24 protein-coding genes and 2 pseudogenes are annotated in these 24,767 nt (G+C 62.9%); 7 read left to right on the top strand and 19 right to left on the bottom strand.

The features are described 5' to 3' along the window. Positions 1 to 1,037 (top strand): DUF3363 domain-containing protein (locus NKJ81_RS30025; RefSeq protein ID WP_352542668.1); only part of this gene is annotated, 1,037 nt, incomplete at its 5' end. A gap of 234 nt (positions 1,038 to 1,271) precedes the next feature. Here the strand turns inward: NKJ81_RS30025 and NKJ81_RS30020 are convergent. Further along, positions 1,272 to 1,535: a helix-turn-helix domain-containing protein gene (locus tag NKJ81_RS30020; protein WP_352542667.1), complete on the bottom strand. Its 264-nt coding sequence runs from the start codon at positions 1,533 to 1,535 to the stop codon at positions 1,272 to 1,274. 124 nt (positions 1,536 to 1,659) lie between these two features. Between NKJ81_RS30020 and NKJ81_RS30015 the strand changes: the two genes are divergently transcribed. Next, a complete protein-coding gene (locus tag NKJ81_RS30015) occupies positions 1,660 to 2,397 on the top strand; it encodes a hypothetical protein (protein ID WP_352542666.1) in 738 nt (245 codons plus the stop codon). A gap of 56 nt (positions 2,398 to 2,453) precedes the next feature. On the opposite strand, the gene NKJ81_RS30010 is transcribed toward NKJ81_RS30015, so the two are convergent. The 15 genes and pseudogenes from NKJ81_RS30010 to NKJ81_RS29940 all read right to left on the bottom strand — a co-directional run bounded on the left by NKJ81_RS30010 (position 2,454) and on the right by NKJ81_RS29940 (position 15,790). Next, positions 2,454 to 3,182 carry a hypothetical protein gene (locus NKJ81_RS30010; RefSeq protein ID WP_352542665.1) on the bottom strand — a complete coding sequence of 243 codons (729 nt, stop codon included), beginning with the start codon at positions 3,180 to 3,182 and terminating at the stop codon, positions 2,454 to 2,456. Between the two features lie 208 nt (positions 3,183 to 3,390). Next, positions 3,391 to 3,585 (bottom strand): annotated as a pseudogene (locus NKJ81_RS30005) (hypothetical protein); the annotation flags it as partial. A 127-nt stretch (positions 3,586 to 3,712) separates the two neighbouring features. Continuing rightward, positions 3,713 to 4,058, bottom strand: a pseudogene (locus tag NKJ81_RS30000) (ATP-binding cassette domain-containing protein); the annotation flags it as partial. A 7-nt stretch (positions 4,059 to 4,065) separates the two neighbouring features. Further along, positions 4,066 to 5,085 (bottom strand): ROK family protein, encoded by a 1,020-nt coding sequence (locus tag NKJ81_RS29995; RefSeq protein WP_352542664.1) that lies wholly within the window; start codon positions 5,083 to 5,085, stop codon positions 4,066 to 4,068. Beyond that, entirely contained in the window at positions 5,085 to 5,807 is a 723-nt protein-coding gene (locus NKJ81_RS29990; RefSeq protein ID WP_352542663.1) for a ribulose-phosphate 3-epimerase, read from the bottom strand. The genes NKJ81_RS29995 and NKJ81_RS29990 overlap by 1 nt, the downstream gene beginning before the upstream one ends. After that, entirely contained in the window at positions 5,804 to 6,637 is an 834-nt protein-coding gene (locus NKJ81_RS29985; RefSeq protein WP_352542662.1) for an alpha/beta fold hydrolase, read from the bottom strand. The genes NKJ81_RS29990 and NKJ81_RS29985 overlap by 4 nt, the downstream gene beginning before the upstream one ends. Beyond that, on the bottom strand, positions 6,637 to 7,455 hold the full coding sequence (locus NKJ81_RS29980; RefSeq protein WP_352542661.1) for a sugar phosphate isomerase/epimerase family protein: 819 nt from the start codon (positions 7,453 to 7,455) through the stop codon (positions 6,637 to 6,639). Before NKJ81_RS29980 ends, NKJ81_RS29985 begins: the two co-directional genes overlap by 1 nt. After that, positions 7,455 to 8,531 carry a Gfo/Idh/MocA family protein gene (locus NKJ81_RS29975; protein ID WP_352542660.1) on the bottom strand — a complete coding sequence of 359 codons (1,077 nt, stop codon included), beginning with the start codon at positions 8,529 to 8,531 and terminating at the stop codon, positions 7,455 to 7,457. The genes NKJ81_RS29980 and NKJ81_RS29975 overlap by 1 nt, the downstream gene beginning before the upstream one ends. 4 nt (positions 8,532 to 8,535) lie before the next feature. Beyond that, entirely contained in the window at positions 8,536 to 9,357 is an 822-nt protein-coding gene (locus tag NKJ81_RS29970; RefSeq protein WP_352542659.1) for a sugar phosphate isomerase/epimerase family protein, read from the bottom strand. 188 nt (positions 9,358 to 9,545) lie between these two features. After that, positions 9,546 to 10,388, bottom strand: a complete 843-nt coding sequence (locus NKJ81_RS29965) for a carbohydrate ABC transporter permease (RefSeq protein WP_352542658.1) — start codon at positions 10,386 to 10,388, stop codon at positions 9,546 to 9,548. Positions 10,389 to 10,393: 5 nt separating this feature from the next. Further along, a complete protein-coding gene (locus NKJ81_RS29960; protein WP_352542657.1) occupies positions 10,394 to 11,293 on the bottom strand; it encodes a carbohydrate ABC transporter permease in 900 nt (299 codons plus the stop codon). A gap of 138 nt (positions 11,294 to 11,431) precedes the next feature. Beyond that, a complete protein-coding gene (locus tag NKJ81_RS29955) occupies positions 11,432 to 12,679 on the bottom strand; it encodes an ABC transporter substrate-binding protein (protein WP_352542656.1) in 1,248 nt (415 codons plus the stop codon). Between the two features lie 120 nt (positions 12,680 to 12,799). Then, complete coding sequence (locus NKJ81_RS29950; RefSeq protein ID WP_352542655.1) at positions 12,800 to 13,945, bottom strand: ABC transporter ATP-binding protein; 1,146 nt, start codon at positions 13,943 to 13,945, stop codon at positions 12,800 to 12,802. 90 nt (positions 13,946 to 14,035) lie between these two features. Next, a complete protein-coding gene (locus NKJ81_RS29945) occupies positions 14,036 to 14,986 on the bottom strand; it encodes a PfkB family carbohydrate kinase (RefSeq protein ID WP_352542654.1) in 951 nt (316 codons plus the stop codon). A gap of 3 nt (positions 14,987 to 14,989) precedes the next feature. Next, complete coding sequence (locus NKJ81_RS29940; RefSeq protein ID WP_352542672.1) at positions 14,990 to 15,790, bottom strand: beta/alpha barrel domain-containing protein; 801 nt, start codon at positions 15,788 to 15,790, stop codon at positions 14,990 to 14,992. Between the two features lie 162 nt (positions 15,791 to 15,952). On the opposite strand from NKJ81_RS29940, the gene NKJ81_RS29935 reads away from it, so the two are divergent. From NKJ81_RS29935 to NKJ81_RS29925, 3 genes are all read left to right on the top strand, one after another. Then, on the top strand, positions 15,953 to 16,714 hold the full coding sequence (locus NKJ81_RS29935) for a DeoR/GlpR family DNA-binding transcription regulator (RefSeq protein WP_352501408.1): 762 nt from the start codon (positions 15,953 to 15,955) through the stop codon (positions 16,712 to 16,714). A gap of 253 nt (positions 16,715 to 16,967) precedes the next feature. After that, the gene (locus NKJ81_RS29930; RefSeq protein ID WP_352542653.1) at positions 16,968 to 18,116 is read left to right on the top strand and encodes a Gfo/Idh/MocA family protein; all 1,149 of its coding nucleotides are present in this window, start codon (positions 16,968 to 16,970) and stop codon (positions 18,114 to 18,116) included. 15 nt (positions 18,117 to 18,131) lie between these two features. Continuing rightward, on the top strand, positions 18,132 to 19,121 hold the full coding sequence (locus tag NKJ81_RS29925; RefSeq protein ID WP_502904353.1) for an alpha/beta hydrolase: 990 nt from the start codon (positions 18,132 to 18,134) through the stop codon (positions 19,119 to 19,121). On the opposite strand, the gene NKJ81_RS29920 is transcribed toward NKJ81_RS29925, so the two are convergent. Then, entirely contained in the window at positions 19,109 to 20,131 is a 1,023-nt protein-coding gene (locus tag NKJ81_RS29920) for a LacI family DNA-binding transcriptional regulator (protein ID WP_352542670.1), read from the bottom strand. The two genes, NKJ81_RS29925 and NKJ81_RS29920, sit on opposite strands and share 13 nt — an antisense overlap. A 264-nt stretch (positions 20,132 to 20,395) precedes the next feature. Here NKJ81_RS29920 and NKJ81_RS29915 point away from each other — a divergent pair, with 264 nt between their 5' ends. Both NKJ81_RS29915 and NKJ81_RS29910 read left to right on the top strand, forming a co-directional pair. Then, positions 20,396 to 21,346, top strand: a complete 951-nt coding sequence (locus tag NKJ81_RS29915) for a sugar kinase (protein ID WP_352542652.1) — start codon at positions 20,396 to 20,398, stop codon at positions 21,344 to 21,346. Positions 21,347 to 21,354: 8 nt separating this feature from the next. Next, entirely contained in the window at positions 21,355 to 22,644 is a 1,290-nt protein-coding gene (locus NKJ81_RS29910) for a D-tagatose-bisphosphate aldolase, class II, non-catalytic subunit (protein ID WP_352542651.1), read from the top strand. Positions 22,645 to 23,586: 942 nt separating this feature from the next. Here NKJ81_RS29910 and NKJ81_RS29905 read toward each other — a convergent pair. Next, on the bottom strand, positions 23,587 to 24,180 hold the full coding sequence (locus tag NKJ81_RS29905; protein ID WP_352542650.1) for a HupE/UreJ family protein: 594 nt from the start codon (positions 24,178 to 24,180) through the stop codon (positions 23,587 to 23,589). A gap of 47 nt (positions 24,181 to 24,227) precedes the next feature. Beyond that, a complete protein-coding gene (locus NKJ81_RS29900) occupies positions 24,228 to 24,767 on the bottom strand; it encodes a hypothetical protein (protein ID WP_352474461.1) in 540 nt (179 codons plus the stop codon).

Genomic DNA, 24,767 nt, shown 5'->3' with positions numbered 1-24,767 from the left:
ACGAGCACGGCCTCGCCCACGAGCGGGGTCCGGCGCAATATGTCATGCACCGCCAGACCATCACCGAGCCGGTCGTCGGCCGCGTGCTCGCCAAGGGTCTTGCGGGTGATGAGATGAGCGATCGGCTGTCGCTCGTCATCGACGGCGTCGACGGGCGCACCCACTATGTCGAGACCGCCGACGCGGCAAAGCTAAATGACGTTCAGCGCGGCCATATCGTGGCGCTCGATCCGATCCTGCCGAAGGGGGAGCCACGTGCGGCCGACCGCAACATCAGTGTCGTGGCGGGCGAGGATGGCATCTATCGTCCGAGCAGACACCTGGAGGCGATCCGCGAGACGTTTTTGGAAGAGGGCAAGGACCCGGACGCCTTCGTCCGTTTCCATGTCCGCCGTCTCGAAGCGCTGCGCCGGGCCGGCCATGTCGAACGCATCGACGACGACCACTGGCGCGTTCCAAATGACCTGTCCGAGCGCGGCATCGCTTACGATGGCCACAACCGCGGCAAGGACTTCTCCGTCCGCGTGGTCTCGACCTTCGATCTTGACGCGCAGATCGGCAGCGACGGCGCCACCTGGCTCGACCGGGAGCTCACGGCCAGGACCCCCGTCTCGCTGGTCCGGTCAGGTTTTGGTCTCGACGTGGACAACGCGCTCGACAGACGGGCTGCCCAGCTCGTCAGCATGGGGCATGCCGAACGCGACGCGACCAGCGGCACCATCACCTTCTCGCGCGACCTTGTAGCCACGCTGGAGCGCCACGAGGTCACGCGCGTCGGCAAGGAAATGGCCGCTGCCCGCGGCCTCACCTTCGAGCCCGTCGAGCCCGGCAACAATATCAGCGGCACGCTGCTTGGCTCGGTCCGTCTTGCCAGCGGGCGCTTCGCCATGCTGGACGATGGTCTCGGCTTTCAACTGGTGCCCTGGCAGCCGATGCTCGAGAAGCGCATCGGCCAGCACATCACCGGCGCCGTGCAAAGCAGCGGCGGCATCGACTGGAGCTTCGGCAGAAAACGCGGGGTCGGAATCGGGATGTGAGGAATGCTCGCGCCGCAAAATGCGCAGGTGGGGCGAGAGCCGTAATTCAGATCTGCCGGAGAATGAACTGTGTCTCGACCGCGCGTGCGTCGATTGTTCCCAACTTGGGCACTCACTCGTATCAGGTCTCCCGCGACGACCCACAAACGCGCCGCTCCATAGGGCGGACACATCTGCGCCACTTTCCCTGTCCCTGTACGCCTTTGCGAAAGGGAGCCGGTCCATACAAAAGGATCACAGTTTGCCTTTTGCATCGTCTGATCGACGCGCCAGGCGAACGCCAGCACCGCCGCCGTTTTCCGGGATGAATTCGACACCGGCAGCTTCTAATGCTGCAGTTAGCGCCTCTAGAGTGGTGTGCCTCGAAGCCGTTTGGGCATTCTCAATTCTGACGAGCGTGCGAACGTTTATCCCGGATGCGTTGGCCAGATCCTCTCTCGTCCAGTCAATTAAGGCTCTCGCTGCACGAAGCTGGTGGGCCGATATGTCCTTTTTCATGACATTCTTCTTGTTTAAAGTCACAAAAAGTGACATATCAGGAGGGCAACAGAGGCGGCCGCACGAGGTGCTGGTAACACCCTGAGCGGCCTGACCACCACCCAAGCTGATTGGAGCTCGGATCATGGCTGATTCCGACAATACCACGACTCTGCCGTTCGTCACCCGCAGGAGAGTGCTTGCGGGAACAGTGGCGGCAACCACCGCGTGGACCCTTGAAGGGAACGCGTTTGCTGGCGAGGCCAGGATGACGAATGTGCCCCCCGACCCAGCGCTGGCGCTTTGGCGGGAATGGGAGACAACCCACAAGCTGACCGAGCGGCTTTGCCGCAAGCAGCAGCGCCTGGAGACGAGGCTTGTCTCGAACGTCGGCTTTCCTTGCGCAACCGTGTGCCTGCCCGAGGGTGAGGATGTGACGGTCCACTCGATCGAGGCGCTCAATGAAGTGCTCGGCAAGCGCCCGGACACAGCGGATCTCCGGGAAAAGGCCGAAGCTGACCTCGCGGCGCATAAGGCACGCTGGGACACGGCTGCGGAGGAGGGCGGCTATGCTGCGGCCCTTCGAGCTGAGCGCGAGGCTGCCAATCGGGCGCAGGATCTGATGCAAGCGCTCTCAACGACGCCTGCCACGAGTGTCGCTGGCGTGGCGGGCAAGCTCGATGCCGTGTTGCGCGAGGGTGAGGCCTGGGTGGAATGCTCCGAGTTTCCTTGGCCGCAAATCCGTTCGGCGCTCAGCGATCTGGTACGGATCGCCCAGCAGACGACTGACGACGAACCGCCCGCACCTGGCGGGCTGGCACCCGTCTCCGCGAGAAACGGCTTAAGAGCCGGTTGGCCTCGTAACGGCGGCTTGCTTGACTGAGATACGCGGCTGATCTCTTCCGGTCGAGTGGCTGCGCGGAAATAAGCCACCCATTTTCATGACTTACGTCGTGGCAGGCCATTTTGTTTTGGGACGCAATTCTCGGGGAGCGGCTGTCTTTTGCAGAATTGGGGATCGGTGAAATCCAACTCTTCGACTGAGCCGGTGATCAAGCCCCAACTGCGCTGCCGATCGATCGGGACTTCATAAAAGTCGTCGCCGCCATGCTTGAAAACCTCATCCTCCAGCGCGACGGCTACGCCCATTTCCCGGAGATATTGCTTCTTCTCCAGGTGAGCATTGGCTAGAACTTTGGCAACCCTCTTGGCGGACTTTATTTGAGTGAAGGTCCTGTCGCCATTTGAGTACAGGACGGCTTGTCCCTTGTGGACCGCGATAAAGTTGCGGTCGCTGTTGAGCCTTTTGACGCCACCAGCAAGGAACAAGGGGCAGGCAGACAGGCAGTTGGCTTCTTCGAATCGACCTTGGCCGTCAATCTCTGGCATCGTGCGACAGACCGAGGCTTTGTCTTTGCAAACTACCGGTGAAGTCCCAATAGCGATTGTCAGCTTGTTCTTTCTCGCGATCCTGCCGAGTTCCTGGGCGGACTGACGGTCACCACCATTCGATGCCAAGACGATGGGCAGGTGAACTGCGCCGAGGCTCTTCAGCAGCTTGCGCAAAGCCGATGGGGACGAGGTTTCAATCGAACCTGCAGCGTAGATCCACGCAGGGCAGGTTGGTTCACATGCGGGGTCCGAGTTCCGGATCACCTGGAAGGTCATGACAGTATCCGGGGCCCATGCCAGTGCCGGCATCTTCGGCAGTGCTGCAAAAAAGGCCACAGTCAAGAGCACAGCACGGCAGAGAGATCGAAAGAAAAGCAAAGCCGCCCCCCGGAAGCATTGTTAGAGAGCAATGAGGTGAACGTTGCACGATGTCAACTCGGTCGATTCATCCGTCGCTCGCGCGCCGTTTTTCCGAGCCAAAGGAAGCTGTGATTGCGGCGGCATATATGCCGGTGTTGACATTCGTGTCGCCCGCCTCGACCCGTTGCAGGGTCGAGCGCGAGGTACAGGCGCGCTCGCCACCCGCGCCATTGGGAGCCGCCGCCGGGCATCGTGGATATTCGCTCCCAGCCTGTGCAGGGCGTCTGACCGCGGCCGGAGGATTGTTGGGAGTGGGCATTGACACCTTTGCACTACTGATTACGCCTTAAGACTCTTGAGATGGACATTCTCGCAAACGGCTACCGATCCGCGCGTTGTCGATCCTCCGCAGAGCGCAGGCTGCGGTCAGGAGCCACCATTCCGGATACGTCGGCCGCCTCCTTCACCTTGCGCTCCCGCTCCTGCGGCGGCACCCCAGCGATCTTCAGTGCGAAGCCCCCTATTCTCGGCCAAGCTCATATGCGGATAGGCCGCATAGGAATGGAACACCATGGCCAGCCCACGCGCGGACGGGTCGATGTCGTTGGCGCGCACGCCGTCGATCATGAGGTCGCCTGCGCTGATCCTTTCCAGCCCGGCGATCATGCGCGGCAGCGTGGACTTCCCTCAACCGGACGGGTCGACGAAGACGATGAATTCGCGGTCCTCGACGTCGAGGTCGATGCCCTTGATGATCTCGGCGGCTCCATAGGATTTGCGCGCGCCGCGCAGCTTGAGCTCAGCCTTGGCTTGCCTCCCTGGCGCCGGTTGTCGTCTCCTCGTTCTGCACCATCGCCAGCGCCGTGCCGGGCTCGCCCTCCCATAGGATCAGGCTCGCCGCGCCGACTAGGCCCGCCCGGTCGCCAAGTTCGGCCGGAACGATCGGCACGTCGCGATAGGCTTGCATGGCGCGGTGCTCGACGGTCGCCCTGATGGTCGGTGCCAGGAGGTCGAAGCCGTTGGAAAGGCCGCCGCCCATGACGATCAGGTCGGGCGAGTAGAGATGCAGGAGGTTGGTGAAGCCGATGCCCAGCCACCGCGCCTCGGCCTCGACCAGTGGGCGAGCCGCCACATCACCCGCCCGCGCGGCCTCGACGACGTGTCGCGCCGAGACGTCGCCATTGTTGGACAGCCGCCGGAGCAGCGAGCCGTCGCCCGGCGCGGTCAGCCGTGTCGCCCGGCGTCCGAGCGCCGTACCGGAGGCGACCGCCTCGAAGCAGCCGACGGCGCCGCAGAAGCAGCGGTCGCCTTCGCCGGTGATGGTCATGTGGCCGATCTCGGCCGCCAGCCCGCGCCTGCCGTGATAGATGTGGCCGTCGGCGATGACGCCGCCGCCAATGCCGGTCGACACGGTCACGAATACCAGCGATCCGGTGCCGCGGCCGGCGCCGAAGCGCCATTCGCCGAGGGCCGCCGCATTGGCGTCGTTCTCCAGCCGCACCGGCAGGCCGAACTGCCGGCTGAGGATGTCGATCAGCGGCACATTGTGCCAGCCGGCCAGGGTCGGCGGCCCGATGACGATGCCCGCCTTGGGATCGAGCGGCCCCGGCGCGCACATGCCGATGCCGACCACCTTTGCCCGCGGATGCTCCGCCAGCAGGGTGCCTGCCAGCGCGATGATCTGGCCGATCACCGCCTCCGATCCCGCGCCTGCCATCGTCGGTGCCGAAACCCGGGCGATGACATCACCGCTGCGTTCGACGAGCGCGCCGCGCAGCTCCGTGCCGCCGAGATCGAAGGCAAGCGCAAGCGTGCTCATCAGGCGGCGACCTTCAGTCCGTGCAGCCAGGCCATGCGCTGCGCAAGGTCGGGATCGCCGAAGGCAAGCGAGCCCAGCACAACCGTCTCGGCGCCGGCGGCGCGCAGCAGCGGCACTGTCTCGTGGCGGATGCCGCCATCGGCGGCAAGCACGATGTCGGCCTCACGGCCGGCCTTCCGCATCAGCGCGCGTGCCTCGATCAGGCGCGGGCAGGCCTGATCGGACAGGCTCTGCCCTTTGACGCCGATGGAGGTGCCGAGCAGCGTCACGAACGCCACTTCAGGCAGGAAAGGCGTGACGACGCTGACAGGCGTTTCCAGCCTGAGCACCACGCCGGCTTCGGCGCCAAGCTCATGCGCCAGCCGCACGGCGCGAAGCCCCGCTTCACCATTCTCGGCATGCACGCTGATCAGGTCGGCGCCGGCCTCGATGAACTGCCGCGTCTGCTCCTCGACGATTTCGGCCTCGACCATCAGATGAACATGGATCGGCCTGGTCGTCAGCTTGGCGATTCGTGCCACCAGATCCGGAAAGAACAGGAAGCCGGGGGTGAAGCGGGCGTCGGCGACGTCGATGTGATGCAGGTCGACGTAAAAGTCTATGCGCTTCAGGTCGCGCTCCATGTTGGCCAGGTCGGCCGACCACAGGGAAAACTCGCCGAGCAGCCGGTTGCGCGGCAAGGCAGCGATGGCAGCACGGCCGGACAGGGATTTGCTCGTCATGACGCAACAAGGCTCCGGATGTTGAAGTGGGCGTGAAGGAAAGTGGTGATCTCGGCCTGCAGCTCGGCGAAATGCCTTTTGCCGTCGAGCGCCTTGGCAGCGATTTCCACAAAGGCCGCGCCGGGGATGGCATCCGCAAGTGTATGCGCGGCCGATAGTGGATGCACTGCATCCACAGTATTGCCGATGACCAGCACTGGAATGCCAAGGGTGGCGGCGTCGCTTGCCGAGACCTCAGGCCCATCGGCAGCGATATCGGCCAGGACTTGCGCAAACAATGCTGCATCCGGTCGGTCGAAATAACCGAACAGCGAGGCGAGATTGTCTGGTGCCTCGCTCTGGAGGCGCGCGGCGACTTCAGACCGCGAGAAGATCGTCCTGGCCTTGTCGGGGCCATGATCGAGGATGAGGCCGGCGACGTCGGCGATCGGCTGCAGGTTCACTGGCGCGCGTTCGAACGTCCAGGCCGGCCGCACAAGCATCAGGCCGACGACGCGGTCCGGACAACGGCAGGCAAGGTGTAACGTAATCCCGGCGCCCATGGACACGCCGCCAGCGACGAAACGGTCGAGGCCGGCCTGATCGGCGGCGGCCAGAACATCGTCCGCAAACATCGCCATTGAAAACGGTCGGCGGCTGCCCAGATCGGAGTCACCGTGTCCGCGGCATTCCAACGTGATGCGCCGGCAGCCGGCGTCGATGGGGAAAGCCTGCGCGACCTGTGCCTCGCCGCCGCCCAGCCCGTGCTGGAAGACGACGGCAAGCCCGTCGCCCTCATCGGAAATCCGCAGCGTGGCATCGTCGCGAAACAAGGTGGTCGGGCGCGCCATCAGACCAGCCCCTTCAGGAACCGGGCAACGCTTGGCGCTTCATCGGCCGAAAGCCCATGCGTGACCAGCGGCCCGTCAAAGCCTGATACTTTGAGCCGGGCGACGAAATCGGCAAAGTCGACGACGCCGCGGCCGGCGGTGGCGAAGCGGCCGTCGGCGAAACGGTCCTTGGCGTGGGCCATGGCGACGTGGCCTGCCGTGCGTTCGACCGCTGCGGCAACGATGGCGCGCGCCTCCTCGGCATTCACTCTTTCGAACAGGTTTGCCGGATCGAGCACGACACGCAGCCGTTTCGAGCCCATCTCTGCGATAAGGCGCACCGCGTCCAATGCCGAAGTGACGATGTTGGCCTGTTCGGGTTCGATGCCGAGGTCGACACCGTGACGCTCGGCCAGAGCAAGTGCCTTTTCCATCTCGCTTGCCATATCGGCCCAGGCCGAGGGATCGGCATTGCCAGGGTCATGCGCCCACTGGTCGTCGGCGTTGCGCGTTCCCGTGCACAGGGTGACGAGTGGAACCGAAAGCGCTGCCGCTGCCTCGATGACCGCGCCAAGACGTCGCAGGCCGTCGTCGCGCACTGCCTGGTCCGGATGCGCCATGTTGTAGGTGCCGGACAGCGCCGCCAAAGCGACGCCGGAGGCACCGGACGCAGCCGCAATAGTGCTGATGGCGTCATCCGGCACCGCATCCGGCATCGACGGAAGGCCGGCACAGGCAAGGTTGAACTGGGTGACGGCAAATCCCGCGTTGCGCACTGCGGCCAGCACGCCGGCCGGCTCGCTGCCCGGGAAGGTCTTGGCGAACACCCCGATCTGCATCAGACCGCTCCCGTCACGCTGGCGATCTCGACGCGTTCGCCGCTCTCGACCGAGCGCGCGATCGCCACCATGGCGCGGATCGAGGCGAGCCCGTCGTCGACATTGGCGCCGCGCATCGGCTTGCCGTCGAGCACCGTCTCAGCGAGGCTTTCGAGCTGGCGGCGGAAGAAATGGCCGTCAGCGCCGAGCGGCTTTCGCGAGGTGGCGTCCTTCTCGTGAAAAATGTCGACTTCACTCGCCCGGAAGTACCAGGGATTGAAGGTCTTCGCGATCACCGAGCCGTTCTCGCCATAGAGCTGGAAACCTTCGTGCCAGTCCATGCGCACGGCGACGGTGAGGTCGAGATGGCCGAGCGCGCCATTGGCGAACTCGGTCTCGACGAACCAGCAATAGGCGCCGAATTTCTCGTTGAGGCGGGCGCGCACGGCGGTGATCTCGCCGCACAGGAAGCGCGCCGTATCGACGAGGTGCGAGCCATGCGCCAGCATGAAATATTGCCTGAGATCGGCCTTCGGATTGCCGGCCGGCTTCCTCGCCAGCTTGCTGGTGATGGGCAGAGGTTGGATCGCGTCGGTGTTGGTGTAGCGATGGGTTGAGTCACAGTACCAGGCCTTCAGCGCCAGGATCTCGCCCATCTCGTCGCGCACGAAGTCACGCGCTGCCTCGAGCGCCGGATCGAAGCGCTTCATATGCCCGACCTGCAGCACCTTGCCGGAACGCCTGACCGCATCGGCCAGCTTATGGCCTTCCTCGACCGAGACGCCGATCGGCTTTTCGCAGAGAACGTGCTTGCCCGCCTCGAGCGCCTTGATCGACATCGGCACGTGATAGGCGTCCGAGGTGGCGACGATCACCGCTTCCAGCGCAGGGTCGGCGAGCATCGCGTCATAGTCGCCATACATCTTCTGCGGCTCGTAGGTCGCGCCCATACGCGCGAGCAGATCGGGTGCTGCGTCGCAGATCGCGTAGAGATCGGCATTGCTCGCCTTCACGCAGGATTCCAGATGCGCGAATTGCGCGATCGGCCCGCAGCCGAGCACACCGACACGAAGGCGACGGTCTTTCTTGCGGATCATCGCCTCAGGCTCCGTAGCCGCGCATGGTCTGGCGGTTGGTCTTGACCGCGCCGGCCGGATCGGCGGCGGCGGTTTCGGATTCCTCCTCCAGCACCAGCCAGCCGTTGAAGTTGGGCGCCGCGCTAGTGATCTCTATCACTTTCGCCGTGTCGCAGACGCCCTTGCCGAGCATCGCCCAGGTGCCGCTCGCATCGACATCCTTCAGGTGCACGTAGCGGATGCGATCGCGATAGGTGGTGAGCGTGTCGGCCATGTCCTTGTGGCCGCGCAAAATGTGGCCCGTGTCCGGCACCCAGCCGACCAGCGAGGCATCGAGCAGCCCGAAGATGCGGTCGTAATCGGCGCGGTCGTAGAGCAGCGTGTTGTGGTGCGAGCTCGGATGCACCGCGACCTGGACGCCGACCTTGCGGCCGAGTTCACCAGCCTTGTTGTAGACCTCGGCCGCAATGGCGAACTTGTCGTCGCGCGGACCGTCCGACACGACGGTGGCCGAGCCCATGGAGACCAGCGCGCCCGGAAAGGCGGCGGCGAAATCGATCCAGCGCTTGGCGGTCTCGAGGTCGGCGCCGATCTTCTCCTTGAGTGTGAAGCCGCTGTCCGAACCGAAGGCGAAGGAGACCAGCGTCAGGCCGGATGTCTTCAGCGCCGCAGCGAACTCCGCCGGCTTGCCGGCATAGCGGCCGATCATCGTGTCGGTGATCTCGATGCCGGCATAGCCGCCATCGGCGATCGCTTTGAGCAGGTCGTCGGGGCCGCCGGCAAAACGGTCTCCGAGCATTTCCCAGGTGAAGGTCTGGCAGCCGACTTTGAGGTCTTTCACGTTCATCCTTTCATTCCTTGATTCCACCTGCATAGGCCCTTCGATGATGTGGCGCTGGAAGAACGGCTCCAGCACGATCAGCGGCGCTATGATGACGCTTGAGGCCGCGACGATATCGCCTGCCAGCAGAGAAGGTCCAATCCATCGATTTCGATGCGCGGCCTACTCCATCAGTTCTCCGTGGGAGGGACATCCTACTTGACCGAGCCCGCGGTCATGCCGGCGAGGAAGAACCTCTGGGCAACGAGGTAGATGAGCAAGAGCGGTAGCGAGCCGAGCACGCTCATCGCCATCATCTGGTTCCATTCGAAGGCGTGCTGCCCCATCAACAGCTGGATGCCGATCGGGACGGTGCGCATGGACGTTGACTTCGTCAGCGTCAGCGCAAACAGAAATTCGTTCCAGCACAACAGGAAGGTGTAGACCGACGTCGCCACGATACCAGGCAGTGAAATCGGGACGATCACCCGCCAGAGTGCGGTCCAGCTGCTGCCGCCGTCGACAGCCACCGCTTCATCGAGATCGCGGGGCAAGGTGTTCAGATATCCCGTCATCAGCAGGATCGCGTAGGGCAGCGTAAACACCAGGTAAGTCAGGATCAGTGCGACGTAGGTGTCGAAGATGCCATACGAGACGACAAGCCCGAAGAAGGGGATCAAAAGCGTGATCGGCGGGATCGTCTGCGTGCTGATGATGAGTGTGTTGAGGCTGCCCTTGCCGCGGAAATTGAAACGGCTGAACCCATAAGCCGCCAGCAAGGCGATCAGCACCGTCAGCACGGTCACCGCTCCGGCCACGAAGTAGCTGTTGAAGAAGAAGCGCAGCTTTACCGGGTCGCCAAGGATGGCCGCATACGCTTCCAGCGTGAAGACCTTCGGCAGGACGGTTGGTGGCAGGGCAAAGATTTCGGTATTCGACTTGAACGAGCTGCTCAGCATCCAGTAGATCGGGAAGGCCGCGAAAAAGAGCCCTGCGGCAAGCGCGACATGCAGCGCGACGGTGATCAGCCTGTCTTTCGGCGTGTGCCTTTTCCTCATGGTGACTACCGAGCCTTTTGATAGCGGATGTAGAACAGCGTCAGGCCGAGGGAGATCAGCAGGATGACCACGGCGCTCGCCGAAGCCTGCGACAGGTTGTAGCTCGAAAACGCCAGCTTGTACGTGTAGGTGCTGAGGACCTCGGTCGAGTAAATCGGACCGCCGCCCGTCGTCATCCAGATCAATGGAAAGACCTGCATGGTCCAGATGAAATCCAGCAGCGAGATGCTGATGATGATCGGCATCAGCTGCGGGATCGTGATGAAGATCAGCTTCTGGTAGGCCTTCGCCCCGTCGATATCGGCGGCCTCGTAGAAATCCTTGGGAATGCCCTGCAAGCCTGCGAGCAGGCTGACCATGAAAAGCGGGTAGCCCGCCCAGATATTGGCGAAGGTGACGGCGTGCAGCGCGGTCTCGGGCGAGGAAAACCACTCGACCTTGGAACCGATGATGCCCATCTGCATGAGAACGCTGTTCACGACACCGTTCGGCTCGAGCAGGAGGCGCCAGATCACGGCGATAATCACCGCGGTGAACAGCCAGGGCAGAATATAGAGCACGCGCAGGATATTGCGCAGCGTCGGATTGATGCGCTCGCTGTTCAGCATGAGCGCGAAGATCATGCCGATGGTCATGTGGAAAACCACACTCATGCATGTGAAGTAGAGCGTGTGCCACAGCGAAGCCCAGAACACCGGATCGTTAAAAATCGCTTGGTAGTGTTTCAGTCCGGCAAAAGACGGGTCGCGACGCAGCACTGCGCTGTTCTGGAACGAATAGCCAATCACCGTCACCATCGGCAGCAGCATCAGCAGGCCGATTATGAGGAGCGAGGGCGACAGGTAGAGATACGGTGCGACCGCTCGTTTCAGTCTATGGTGGCGGGAGCGCTTCTGCCGGGTCATATGCCAACCTTGGGATACGCCTTCAAGAGAAGGGGCTTCGGAAACAGGTCCGTCTCACATTGCCGATCCGTTGTTGCCGGGAGGCCTGCCCGAAGTCAGGCCCCCCGGTCGAAGATCGAAAACGAAGAAACAGGCCGATCAGAATTTCGCCATCCAGCCCTTCTGAGCGGTGGCTGCAGCTTGTTCCGGAGACTGCTCGCCGGCGAGCATCTTCTGGGCTTGAACGTCGAACTGGGTCATCAGGTCTTCAGCCACCGGCAGGCCCGTGAACTCATTGGCGAGATAACCGGTCTTGAAGATTTCGAAAGCCTTGCCGAAAGCTTTGTCCGAGGTCACGAAATCGGGTTTGGCGTTGACGTTGCCCGGGAAGGCGTTTGCAAGCGACACCAGCTTGGCGTTCACCTTTTCACTCATCAGATATTGGACGAGTTTCCAGGCTTCCTCCTGATGTTTCGAGGCAGCAGAGATGCCGATGCCCCAGGAGGCATAGGGAAGGCCGCGCTTGCCGGTATAGTTTTCTACGACCGGGACCGGGATGAGGTCGAAGTTCAGCTTGGGGTTGCGTTTGCGGATGAGGTTCACATGCGCGAGCGAGTCGATCATCATCCCGACGCGGTCGTTGACGAATTCCTCGACCTTTTCCTGCTCGGTCTTGGTGGCGATTCCGGGCGAGATGGTGCCGGCGTCGTTGAGTGATTTGACGAAGGTGAGCATATCCACCACCGGCTTGCCCTCGAGAGCGGGCTTGCCGTTCGCCATCATCGACTGACCCGAAGCCCAAACCCAAGACATCATGTCGTTCTGGACGCCGGATGGCGTTTGCAGCGACAGGGGCAACACCCAGCCATACTGGTTCTTGTCGGCGTGCGTCATCTTCTTGGCGGCTTCGAGAAACTCCGGACGGGTCGACGGCAGCTTGGTCACGCCTGCCTGGGCGGCGAAGTCCAAATTCACGAAGACCGGATAAACGAAGGAAGCCACGGGAAACATCACCGCCTTGCCGTCCACCTTGATGATGTCCGCGACCTGGCTCTTGTCGAAACCACTCGCATCCATCATCGGATTCATGTCGGCAAGTGCGTTCTGCGCATTCAGATTGTTTACCCAGGCGCCGTCGAGACCGACGACGTCGCTGAGCGTTCCGGTTGCGGCACCCACCGAGATCTGGTCTCGCGTGGTCGCGTAGGGGCCGCTGACCAATGTCACCTTGATTCCGGGGTTTGCGGCCTCGAAGTCATCCATGATTGCCCTGAGCGAGCCAGCCGGCAATTCAGGCTCCCACCATTGGGTGAATTCCAGCGTCGTGTCCGCCATGGCGCTGGTTGCGCCAAGCAACCATGCGGCCGCGGCTATTTTCAGCATCGCGGGTTGCATCCGAAACATCATTTTCTCCTCCTTCTACAAGATCGACCGCACAATGCGGACGATCGCCTGGTTTATTCAGAAGCCTTCTTGCGAGTATCTTTCGCAGGCGCCTCCCTCTCGCCTGCGGTCTGCTGCAGATCTTCAGATCGCTAGATGCGTCTCGGGATCGAAGAAATGGAACTTGGCATCATCCACGGCCAACCGGATTTCCGAGTCGGAGTGGATGGCGCTGGCCGGTTCGAATCTCGCCACCGCGTTCGATGCCAGGCCAAAATCCTCCGCTGCGTCCGGATCGCCGGAGTCCACCCGGACCGCGTCGATGTTCAGGTGGACGATATGTTCAGAGCCGAGCTCTTCGATCGAAGTCACCTTTGCGGGTATCGTCTGATAATTGCGGCCGGATTCGAGGCTGCTGTCATAAAGATCCTCGGGCCGTATGCCGAACACGATCTTGCGCCCCTCATAGGACCTCAGAGCGGGCCTGCCGACGAAAGCTGCATCCTGCAATCGGATGGCGACGTCGCGAAAACCGAGCTCGCAGCCCTTTAGGGTCGCTTCGAAAAGGTTCATCGACGGAGAACCGATGAAGCCGGCGACGAAGGCATTCACCGGCGACTCATACAGTCTCTTGGGTGTGTCGACCTGCTGCAGCACGCCGCCCTTCAACACCGCGACCCTGTCGCCCATCGTCATCGCTTCGATTTGGTCGTGAGTCACGTATATGGTCGTTACGCCGAGCTGCTTTTGCAGGCTGGTGATTTCGGCGCGCATTTGAACACGCAGTTTAGCATCCAGGTTGGAAAGGGGTTCGTCCATGAGAAAGGCGGCCGGCTCGCGCACCATGGCGCGGCCCATGGCAACCCGTTGGCGCTGTCCGCCTGACAGGTTCGCAGGTTTGCTGTCCAGCAAAGACGTCAGTTGAAGGGTTTTGGCGATCTCGTCGACGCGCTTCTTGCGCTCGGCCTTCGGCTTGCCTGCCAGCCGCATCGAAAAGGCGATGTTTTCGAACACCGTCATATGCGGGTAGAGCGCGTAGCTCTGGAAGACCATCGCGATGTCGCGGTCCTTGGGCGGCATGTCGACGACGTCGACTCCGCCGATCCGAAGGCTGCCGCTTGTGATGTCCTCCAATCCCGCGATCATTCGCAACGCGGTGGATTTGCCGCAGCCGGACGGCCCGACGAGAATCAAGAACTCGCCGTCCTCGACCGATAGGTTCAATTGGTCGATTGCGCGAAAATTGTTCCCGTAAGTTTTGCAGATATTCTCTAGAATGACTTCTGCCATCTTCCTCCCTCCACAAGTACAAGCCAATGATTCTTATAATTTTGCTCGGCTTATGTTCACCTGCGAAATGTTTCCTCGGATAGTTTCAGGCTATGTTCCAGTATCGACATACGCATTTTTCAGTTCGACTGCTGACGGCGCGTTCGTCGATGCCAGGAGTTCCGTGACCTGGTCGTCGGTCGGAAGCGCCTCGCGCCCGCCACGCCCCGTTATCGAGAGGGCCGCCGCCGCGGCCGCGAATGCCACCCGGCCTGCGGTGTCGGCTCCGCGCATCAACGCGTGGGCGTAGGCGCCATGAAAGCAGTCACCCGCGCCGGTCGAGTCGACGACCACAACCCGGTGCGGGGGCAGATGCCAGAGACCTGTCTCTTCACGCCCGCGATAGTACACGCCCCTGCCGCCATCGGTCAGAACCACGGCGGACCGCGACGGCGACCACAATGCATCGAGCATCTCGGCGGGCGATCGGCGCCCTGTGGCAGTCCGCGCAAAGCCGAGGGGAAGAATGAGATGGTCGCAGAGCGCGATCAGCCGCTCCGTGGCTGGGCCGCAGCTCCATTCGATATCGCCGAGGATAGCAAGGCCGAGATCGCGAGCGCGAGCCACGACATCCAGCGACCGGATCGCGTAGCTATCGATGATCAGGACAGTCGCGCGGCTGAGGACCTCGTCCGGGAAGTCCGACGCGGTGCCCAGCATCGCGTCGTCGTCATACGCGATGAACCGTTCCCCGTCCGAGCCGACGGTAATGTGCGAGCGCACCGGGCGCGCGTCCGGGTGGCGCGGCGCGAATTCGGTTTCAACACCGCTCGCAACGAGATCGCGCAGCACGGCGTCGTCAGCGGCGCTGCCCAGCCATCCGACGAACCCGGCGCTTCCGCCGAGCCGCGCGACGGCGGCTAGCGCCGTCGCGACATTTCCCCCGAAAGACCGGGCACTATGCAGAACCTTCCCCTTGCCCGCCGACAACGGCTGATCGACATAGACGATGTCGTCGATCGCAATAGCGCCGAAGCCGAGGATTGAAGGGACGGTGGGCATCGTTCAGGCACCCGCCTTTGCCAGGGCGTCTTGCGCCGAAAGGCCGTCATGGATGACGCCCCGAAAGGCAAGCGCAGCCTTCTCCGGATCGCCATGCCCCCAGAGATTGCGGCCTACCACGGCACCGCGTGCGCCGGCACGGATGGCGTCCGCCGTCTGCTTAAGCGCGCCGAGCAGCGTATCGGTTTTCGGACCACCCGCGATCACAACCGGCACCGGGCAGGTCCGGACGGTCTCTCGGAACGACTCGAAATCGCCCGTGTAGCCGATCTTGATGACGTCGACGCCGGACTCGTAGCCGATGCGCGCCGCATAGGCGATCTCGTCGGGGGTGAAGACGATTTTTGCTCCGTCGGTGAAATCGCGTGGGTAGATGTGCGCCACCACAGGCATGCCGTAGCGCGCCGCCGCATTTACCGAATCGGTGAGCCAGCGTATGTATTTGCCCTCGGTCGCGCCGCGCACCGGAATGGCCACGGCCAACGCATCGGCCCCGGCGCGCACCGCATCCTCGGGCGTTGCGATCAACTCGCTGACGCGATCGTCCGGAGTGAAGCAGCCCGCCTGAATCACCAGGGAAGCCTTGCCCGCATATTGCGGCCACAGATGGCGCGCGGTGCCAGGCTGGATGCTGACGTAGTCGGGTTTGCCCGCCATGACGCGGGCAAGCGCACCCGGCAGGTCGGCAAGGCCGCCTTTGCGCACGTCGCCATAGCCGACGAAGTGGTCGACCGCGCCGCCAAAAAGGTTTCCCGATGGATGCGAGAAGAGGCGCGCAAGACGCACCTTGGTTCCTAGGCTCATGAGTTCAAAATTCCCCAATCGTTTGATTTCAAAATCCTGGACCCAGTGTTTCCGAAAGAAATAAGAAAAACAATCTTTCGAAAGCTTTCGAATTTGCGTATTTTTGCTAAGGTGAGCCGAGGCCAGAGCGGTTGCTTGGCGCAGGGAGGCAAGGGCAGGGCAATGTTGTCGGAGCAGAGACGCCAATCGATCCTGGGTGAGGTGCAACGCAGCGGACAGGTTCGCACGAAGGACCTGTCAGACGGGTTTGGCGTGTCGGAAGTCACGGTGCGCTCCGACCTCGAGATACTGGACCGAAAGGGACTACTGACCAAGACCCGTGGAGGGGCGGTGACCCGTACCACCGATTCGACTACGGCCGCGTTCGCCCGGCGGATGCAAGCGAACCTCGACGCAAAGAAGCGCATCGCCCGGGCGGCGGTAGACCTCTTCGAGGACAACCAATCGGTCATCTTCGACGGCGGCTCGACATTGATGCAGCTTGCCATGCAGTTACCGCCGCTCAGCAATGTCGTGGTCGCGGCCACGGCCATGAATATCGTGCAGCACCTTATGCATCGTCCCGGGCTCGACGTTCATATGATCGGCGGCCGGGTCTATCCCGACACGGTGAGCACACTGATCACCGATGCCGATACGGCTCTCGGCGGCTTGGTAGCGCATCAGGTCTTTGTTGGAGCGCATGCGATAGACTCGTCACTGGATGTGGTCGACGTGAACGAAGACATGGCGCGAACGAAGCGAAACCTCGTTCGCATGGCCCGGCGCGTTGTCCTCCTCGCCGATTCGAGCAAATGGGGCGTCAGCGGGACCTCCAAGGCATTTTCGCTGTCGGCCGTCGATGTGGTGATCACCGACGATGGCCTGCCCGGTCCAATACGCAGCCAGCTTGATAGGATCAGGGCCAAGGTGATCTATGCCTGAACCCGTCTCGATTCCTACCGCGACGGAAAGATCCAGTGCGCGCATGACCCACGGGATTCGCATCGGCCGTTGGCCGTTTTTCATGTCAGTCATGTTCTCCTCCTCAAGGCTGGCGGCCTCCAATGCTGCGCCAGCGTTCTCACATGCTCTATAAAAATTTTACGCGCGTCAAGATTTAAAATGTTATATAGCGGCTTTCGACTATGAACCTTGCCGTAGCCAGGCCATGACCGCGTTAGAGGTACGATCTGAAATGCACAGAAAATCAAAGACAAAGCTCGGCGTCGGCGTCATCGGATGCGGCAACATCTCGATGACCTATTTGCGCAATGCGGCTCTCTTCGGCGGGGTAGAGCTCAGCGCCTGCGCCGACATTTCGGCCGATATGGCTGCGCTGCGCGCCAGGGAGTATGGCATCCGCGCACTCGGCGTCGACGCGCTGCTGGCCGACCCGGACATCGATCTTGTTCTCAATTTGACGATACCGGCAGCGCATTTCGACATTTCGCTTTCGGCGCTTTCGGCGGGAAAACACGTCTTTACCGAAAAGCCTTTGGCGACATCGGCCGCCGACGGCCGCCGGCTGGTCGAAGAGGCGAGGGCGCGCGGGTTGCAGCTCGGCTCGGCTCCCGACACCTTCCTCGGCGCTGCCGGACGGCGGGCGCGCCGGCTGATGGATGAGGGTGCGATCGGCCGCGCTGTGACCGGCACCGCCTTCATGATGGGGCGCGGCATGGAGCACTGGCATCCCAATCCGCAATTCTACTATCAGCCAGGCGGCGGCCCGGTCTTCGACATGGGCCCTTACTACCTGACGATGCTGGTCAACCTGCTCGGCCCGGTCGAGCGCGTCATGGCGATGGCGACGCGCGGCCAGGAGGAACGGCTGATATCAGCCGAAGGTCCTTACAAGAACACCAGCTTCAAGGTCGGCACGCCGACCACCATCCTGTCCCTGCTGGAGTTCCGCTCTGGCGCCACCATCACCTTCGGCGCGTCCTGGGACGTGTTCAAGCACTCCAACCATCCGATCGAACTGCACGGCACTGAAGGCTCGCTGCGATTGCCCGATCCCGACACATTCGGCGGCACAGTTTCGCTCTCGGCGCGCGGCGACGACTGGGCCGATTTCGCCAGCGAGGCCGAACTCTACGGTGCGCGCAACTGGCCCTATGTCGCACCCGACCGCGCCAACTACCGCATGCTAGGCGTCGCCGATCTTGCGCGGGCGCTGGCCGATGGGCGCAAGCCCCGCGCCTCCGGCGATCTGGCGCTGCATGTTCTGGAGATCATGGAGGCGATCCTGGCCTCGGGCGAAAGCCGCGGCTCAATTGCCGTCAATGGGACCGTCGACCAGCCGCCGCTGCTCGGCGAGGACGAGGCGGCAGGTCTGATTGCCTGACCGGGAGGGAGATCCATGATGACATCGCCTTCAGCGCCGTCCCTGTCCCCACTCGACCCGGAAGCCCGGCATGTGCTCGAGCTCGGCCGGCAGGCCGACGCCTTGCCATTCGAGACCGGTACACCGCAACAGGCACGCCGTGCCTACGAAGAAGGCCTTCCGGACCAGCAGGGTGAGCGCGAGCCGGTGGCTTCGGTCACTGAGCGCGCCATCTTTGGACCCGGCGGTTCGCTGACGCTCAGGATCTATCGCGGGCAGGACGCGCCTGATGCAACTGCCCCGGCGCTGCTTTACCTGCATGGCGGCGGCTGGGTGATCGGCAATCTCGATTCCCATGACGAGATCTGCCGCTGGTTCGCCAATATGGCGGCTTGCGTCGTCGTTTCGCCCGCCTACCGGCTGGCGCCGGAGCACAAATTCCCGGCCGCGGTCGAGGATTGCCGCGCCGTGCTCTCCTTCATACAAGAGGCACCTGGCGATCTCGGCATCGACGCTCGGCGCATTGCCGTTGCCGGCGACAGCGCCGGCGGCAATCTCGCCACGGTGCTTAGTCTTCTCGCGCGGGGCGATCCTATTCCGTTGACCGCGCAGCTGCTGTTCTATCCCAACACTGATGCCGCGCAGACGGCGGACAGCTATCGCCGCTTCGCCGAAGGTTTTGGCCTGACCGCCTCGACCATGGCCTGGTTTCGCGATCACTATGTCCGCTATGCCGCCGACATCGACGACTGGCGCGCCTCGCCACTCAGGGCGGAAAGCCTCGCCGGCGCGGCGCCAGCCTTCGTCGCCATCGCCGGTCACGACATCCTCGCTGATGAAGGCGAGGCCTACGCCGGGCGTCTGCAAGATGACGGTGTGCCGGTCGTGCTGCGGCGTTGGCCAGGCCAGATCCATGGTTTTGTTTCCATGGGCCGCCATGGCACGGCAGCGCGACAGGCTGTTGGCGCTGCGGTCGCCGCATGGCGCGGCTTCGATTCGGCTTTTGAGAAAGATCAGGCCGACTGACGCATCACCAGCGTCGCATCGAGACTGACTTTGGGTGCGACCGCCGTGTAGTCCTCCTCAAGCACCGCCAGCAGCATCTCGACGCTGCGCCCGGCCATCGAGGCGAAGTCCTGCGCCATGGTGGTGAGACCGGGGCAGGTGTAGCGGCTGAGTGGATGATCGTCATGGGCGGCTACCCGCAGGTCGCAATCGCCCTTGCGGCCGATCTTGAGTCCGCGCGCATAGGCGGCGGCCATCACGCCAAAGGCCAAGCGGTCGTTGTTGCACAGGATGGTCTTTCCCGCCAGGCCGCCATTGTCGAGCATCGTTTCCGTCTGCTCGTAGCCGATCCGTTCGAAATCCCAAGTGTAGTCCTCGGTGTTGCCGATGACGACCGGCTCATGCCCGAGCCGCTTCATCGAGGCGACATAGCTCTCCAGCCGTTCCGGCGAGTTGTGGTTGACATGCGGGATGTCGAAATAGACCGGGGCGCCGCCGGACCGGCAAAGATAATCGACGATGGTCGAGACGCTCTGTGCGTTGTTGTTGCCGACGAACGGCGTCCCGCCTTCGAGATAGGTGTCGAAATAGACGACCGGGATCGCCTGCGTCAGCTTTTCCAGCGTGCGGTGGTCCGAGCGCACGCCGAGCGGTGCGATCAGCGCGCCGGAGACTTTCAGCGACAGGATCGTTCGCGTTGCCTCCACTTCGAGTTCGCGCGAGCCGTGCGAGGAGATCACGATCGGCCAGTAGCCCTCGTCGCGCAGCCTGAGTTCTATGCGGCTGACCATCTCCGAATAGAAGGGATCGGCCACCGTCGGCACCATGATGCCGATGCTGCGGGTACGCTTGCGGTTGAGGTTGCGCGCGAACAAATTGGGCTGGTAGTCGGACGAGCGCAGCGCTTCCTCGATGCGCTTTCGCGTCGCCGGCTTGACGCTGGTCGGATCGTCGAAATATTTCGACAAGGTCGGCCTGGAGACGCCACACGAGCGGGCGAAATCCTCCATCGTCTTGTGCTTCATCGCCAGCGATTCCCCGCCTTCCGGAAACCTCGTTCCTTGTGCTGTCCGGCACCTACTTACGGTGCGCCGACGTGCAACCGCAAGGCAAAATTTTACAGAAAACTGTAGCTGTTTTAACGCGTATAATAAAATTATTCCACGCGTAAATTTATTAATTGGCGCAAAAAGTGCAAGCCGTATTGACTCTGGATGTCGGTTGCCGCCAGGCACAATTGTGCGCGACTGAAGTCCCAGTCGGACTGGAGCGAAAACGCCGGGAGGAATTCCGCGATGAAGAAGCTGGTCTCAGCCGGCGAGATCCTCGTCGAGATCATGGCCGAGCGTATCGGCCAGAGCTTTCTCGAACCGGGCCCGCTGCTGGGGCCTTATCCGTCCGGCGCGCCCGCCATCTTCATCGGCCAGGCCGCAGCGCTCGGCCAACCCGCCGGCCTGATCGGCGCGGTCGGCGAGGACGATTTCGGCCAGTTGAACATCGAGCGGCTGCGGACCCTGGGAGCTGACGTGTCGGCGATCGCGGTTCACAAGGGCCACGCGACGGGCACCGCCTTCGTCACCTACCGGGCGGATGGCAGCCGGCACTTTGTCTTCAACATCCGCAACAGCGCCGCCGGCCTGGTCGGGATCGATGCCGCTGCGACAAGCATGCTGGCCGGCGCCGACCATGTCCATATCATGGGCTCGTCACTGTTCTCCGACCGCGCCACCGATGTCGCGTTGTCGGCGATCCAAACGGTGAAGGCCAAGGGCGGGACGGTGTCCTTCGACCCCAACATTCGTCGCGAGATCATGCAGGCCTCCAGCATGCGCGAAGCGCTCGACCAAGTGCTCAAGCAAACCGATGTCTTCCTGCCGAGCGGCAACGAACTGTTCCTGTTTTCGTCGGCCGGCGACGAAAAGGGCGCGGTCGACGACCTCCTGCAGCGCGGCGTTTCCTGCGTCGTCCTCAAGAAGGGCGCCGACGGCGCCGCCTTCCACGACCGTCACGGCACGGTGGCCTTGCCGGGCTTTGCCATCAACGAGGTCGATCCGACCGGCGCCGGTGACTGTTTCGGCGCTGCCTTCGTCTCATTCTGGCTTCGTGGTGCGGCACCCGCCCAGGCGCTCAGGATCGCCAATGCGTGTGGCGCGCTAGCCGTTACTCGCAAGGGGCCGATGGAAGGTATCTTTCCGCTGGCCGAGGTTGAGGCTTTCGCAACCACCGCCGGGAAGGGCCAGCCGTGAGGGCCGCGATGCAGAGATTTGCCAGCATCGCGGTGAAGCGCGCCGCGGGTGAGAAAGGCGGCATCGCCTCGATCTGTTCGGCGCATCCGCTGGTGATCGAGGCCGCGCTCCGCCACGGCGCGTCGCGCGGTTCCGATGTGCTGATCGAGGCGACCTGCAACCAGGTCAATCACGAGGGCGGCTACACCGGCATGACGCCCGCCGGCTTCCGCAGCTTCGTCGAGGGCCATGCGCAAAGGGCCGGCTTTCCGCTCGATCGCCTGATCCTCGGCGGCGACCATCTCGGTCCCAATCCGTGGAAGCATCTTCCTTCCGCCGAGGCGATGACGAAGGCGAAGGCGATGATCGACGCCTACGCCGGCGCCGGCTTCACCAAGCTGCATCTCGACACCAGCATGGCTTGCGCCGACGATCCAGCCGCGCTTGCCGACGAGACCATCGCTGCACGCGCCGCCGCGCTTGCGGCCGTCGCCGAGGCGGCGGTCGAACGCATTGGCGGCGAGAAACCGGTCTACATCATCGGCACCGAAGTTCCGGTGCCGGGCGGCGCGCTCGAAGCGCTCGATCATATGCATGTCACCGAACCCGATGACGCCCTGCGCACCGTCGAGATCCACCGACAGGCATTTTCGCGCGCCGGCCTCGATGCTGCCTTTGCGCGTGCGGTCGGCGTCGTCGTCCAGCCGGGCGTCGAATTCGGTAATGCCGAGATCATCGCCTACGCGCCGCGGAAGGCGACGCAGCTGGTCGCCGTGCTCGGGCCCATGCCGCAATTCGTCTTCGAGGCGCATTCGACCGACTACCAGCCAAACGAGGCCCTTGGGGCTCTGGTGCGCGACGGCTTCGCCATCCTCAAGGTTGGACCCTGGCTCACCTTCGCGCTGCGCGAGGCGTTGTACGGGCTGAGCCACATCGCCGACGTGCTTGCGCCAGACCCGTCTCGTGAAAGCCTACCGGCGGCGATGGAGCGCGTCATGCTTGCCTCGCCGGACAATTGGCAGAAATACTATCCGGGTACGCCGGACGAGCAGCGCGTGCAGCGGCACTTCTCCTTCAGCGACCGCATCCGTTACTACTGGCCGACGCCCGACGCACAGCACGCGGCACAGACGCTGCTGGATTTTCTGGGCGACAGGGACATTCCCCGCCCTTTGATCAGTCAGTATCTGGGGCAACTCGATGCCGAGGTTGCGGCAGGTCGGATCGAGCCCGTCGCGTATGACCTGCTGATTGGCAGCATCACCCGTGTCCTCGATTCCTATGGGCGTGCGACGTTACAGCAGCGCGGATCGTCCTAGATTCGCCGTTGCAGGGCCGAGCCGCGCCGGAGGACGCGCGTGATCTAAGATGTGCGCTCAGCCGACACACGCGGAGGCTATGCCGGACCTTCGAAGTTGGGCTGCTGTTGGACTAATATAAGCAGGGCACGGCCAATTCGATGGTGAGAGCATCGCGGAACCATACGGAACGATACGGGAATACTTCTGATTTTGGCCCACGAAAAACCCAATCAAATTGACGTTTCTAGCACATCCTCCGGGCCCACCATTATCGTTATCTTTCAATGATTTAGAGGCATTGTTGCACTTGGTTAGCCAAGTCAAGGCTGGCGAACCGCCGTCCATAGCGTTTGATTTTATTGACTTATGGTGGGCCTGTGGAGGCCGCAGATGTGTTGCCAACCGCCGGTGGAGTGTCAGGATCGTTTATCAAGTGCTTGAACGACGCCGGCACGGTGTTCGGAATAGAAAGCCGCGCATAGTCCCCTACGCAATCGACCTCGAATTACTGTCTGGATGCTACATCGGCCATCGCCGCACCCCAGGCGATCTCGTAGCCCATGCGTGAGAAGCCGAATTCGCGATCGAATGTGTTCGGCGCTTTGACACGCCAGTTCTTCATGACCTCGCCCGGGAGGCCGCCAGCAGCGGCGACGACCAAGTCACGCTCGCCGGCACGGAGTTCACGACGGCGATCATTTGGCGTAGCTGGGAACAGGCCGGCTACGTCAGGCAAGACGGTCCGGCTGCAGCTAGGAAGTTAGTCGCGACCCACGGCGGACCGCTCCGTACGCGCGCGCGGCTTACGGCAAGCTGCTAGCCTCAATCTCCGGATGAGATCAGGGTCGCTCAGACCGGGTATTCAGGATCTGGTACAGCACGTTTCGAATGCGCTGCCAAACGGTTAGCCGGTTGATCACGCCTTCGCCTCCTGTTCATCGCAGATGAATGGGCTGCGGTTCAGATGATCTGTGCCGCCAGCGCCACGCCGACCAACGACGTGCCGACGCCTGCCGTGCGGATGGCTCGCGGCCAGCGCCGAAGTGTCAGGGCGGCTAACGCGCCGGTCGCGTGAAGAGCCGAAGTAGCGACCACTAAGCCGATTGCATAAGCGATGCCGCTGGCCGTCTCGGGAATTTCGAGGCCATGGGCATTGCCGTGGAAGAGGGCGAAGAGAGCAGTCAGCGAGGCGGCCACAGCGAGCGGAAGCGGCTTGGCAAGCGCCATTATCGCGCCGAAGACCACCAGCGACAGCGTTATGCCGGTTTCCAGTGAGGGCAGGCCGATGCCGGCGATACCGAGCAGGGCGCCAGCGAGCATCGCCGAGACAAAGCACGACGGCACGATGATGATCCCCTTGCCGCCGGCGCGAGCGGCAATGATGCCTACAGCCATCATGGCAAGCAGGTGGTCCATACCGGTCAGCGGGTGCTGAAGGCCGTCTACAAACCCGTGGGCATGAAAACCGCCGCTATGGGCGAAGGCCAATGAGGGGATGAGGGTTGTGGCGGCTGCCAGGGCGAGTCTACCGAAGAATGAAAGCGTTCTGTTCATGGTTCTGGACCTGTTTGATAGGGGTGCGATCGGTTCAAGGCCGGTGCTCATTGTCCGGCCCCTGGCATGGTGAATTGTGCGGCGCCGGACCTGTCGGCCAGAAGTCGGGCCTCGCCGAAGTCAAGGGGCGTTTGTGCCTTGCCGTTATGGTAGACGAAGGCCAGGCGGCGCCGGCGCGACGTCAGTTTCGCGGGCAGCGGGTGATAGGTGACGCCGGCGCCGCCAATCAGCGGCATGACGGCGCCGACATCGACCATGTCCTGCGTCTCGACGCGCAGAAGATGCAGCCGCACGCCGTCGGCGGTCTCGCCGACGAACGGAATCCCGGCGAGGCGCAGGAAACTGGACGGGTCGGGCGCCCGCGAAAACCCTTCGAGAAACGCGATCTCGACGAGATCGAGATCGGTCGCCCGCGCGTCGGCGGGTTCGGGCGCATGGTCGTGCGGTAGATGCGGTGTCTGCCATTGCAACGGCTTGCCGGCCGGCCCGTTGTGGCCGACGGGGTGGGGATGGTGATGATGACCGTTCGGCCCGTGATGGTGACCGTCGCCATGATCATGGCTGTGGTGGTGATGATCATCGTGCAT

The organism is Mesorhizobium sp. M0018 (genome assembly GCF_040323955.1).
Classification (GTDB): Bacteria; Pseudomonadota; Alphaproteobacteria; order Rhizobiales; family Rhizobiaceae; genus Mesorhizobium.
Note: the sequence above shows the minus strand (reverse complement) of the source record. Positions and strands in the feature narration are given on the sequence as shown.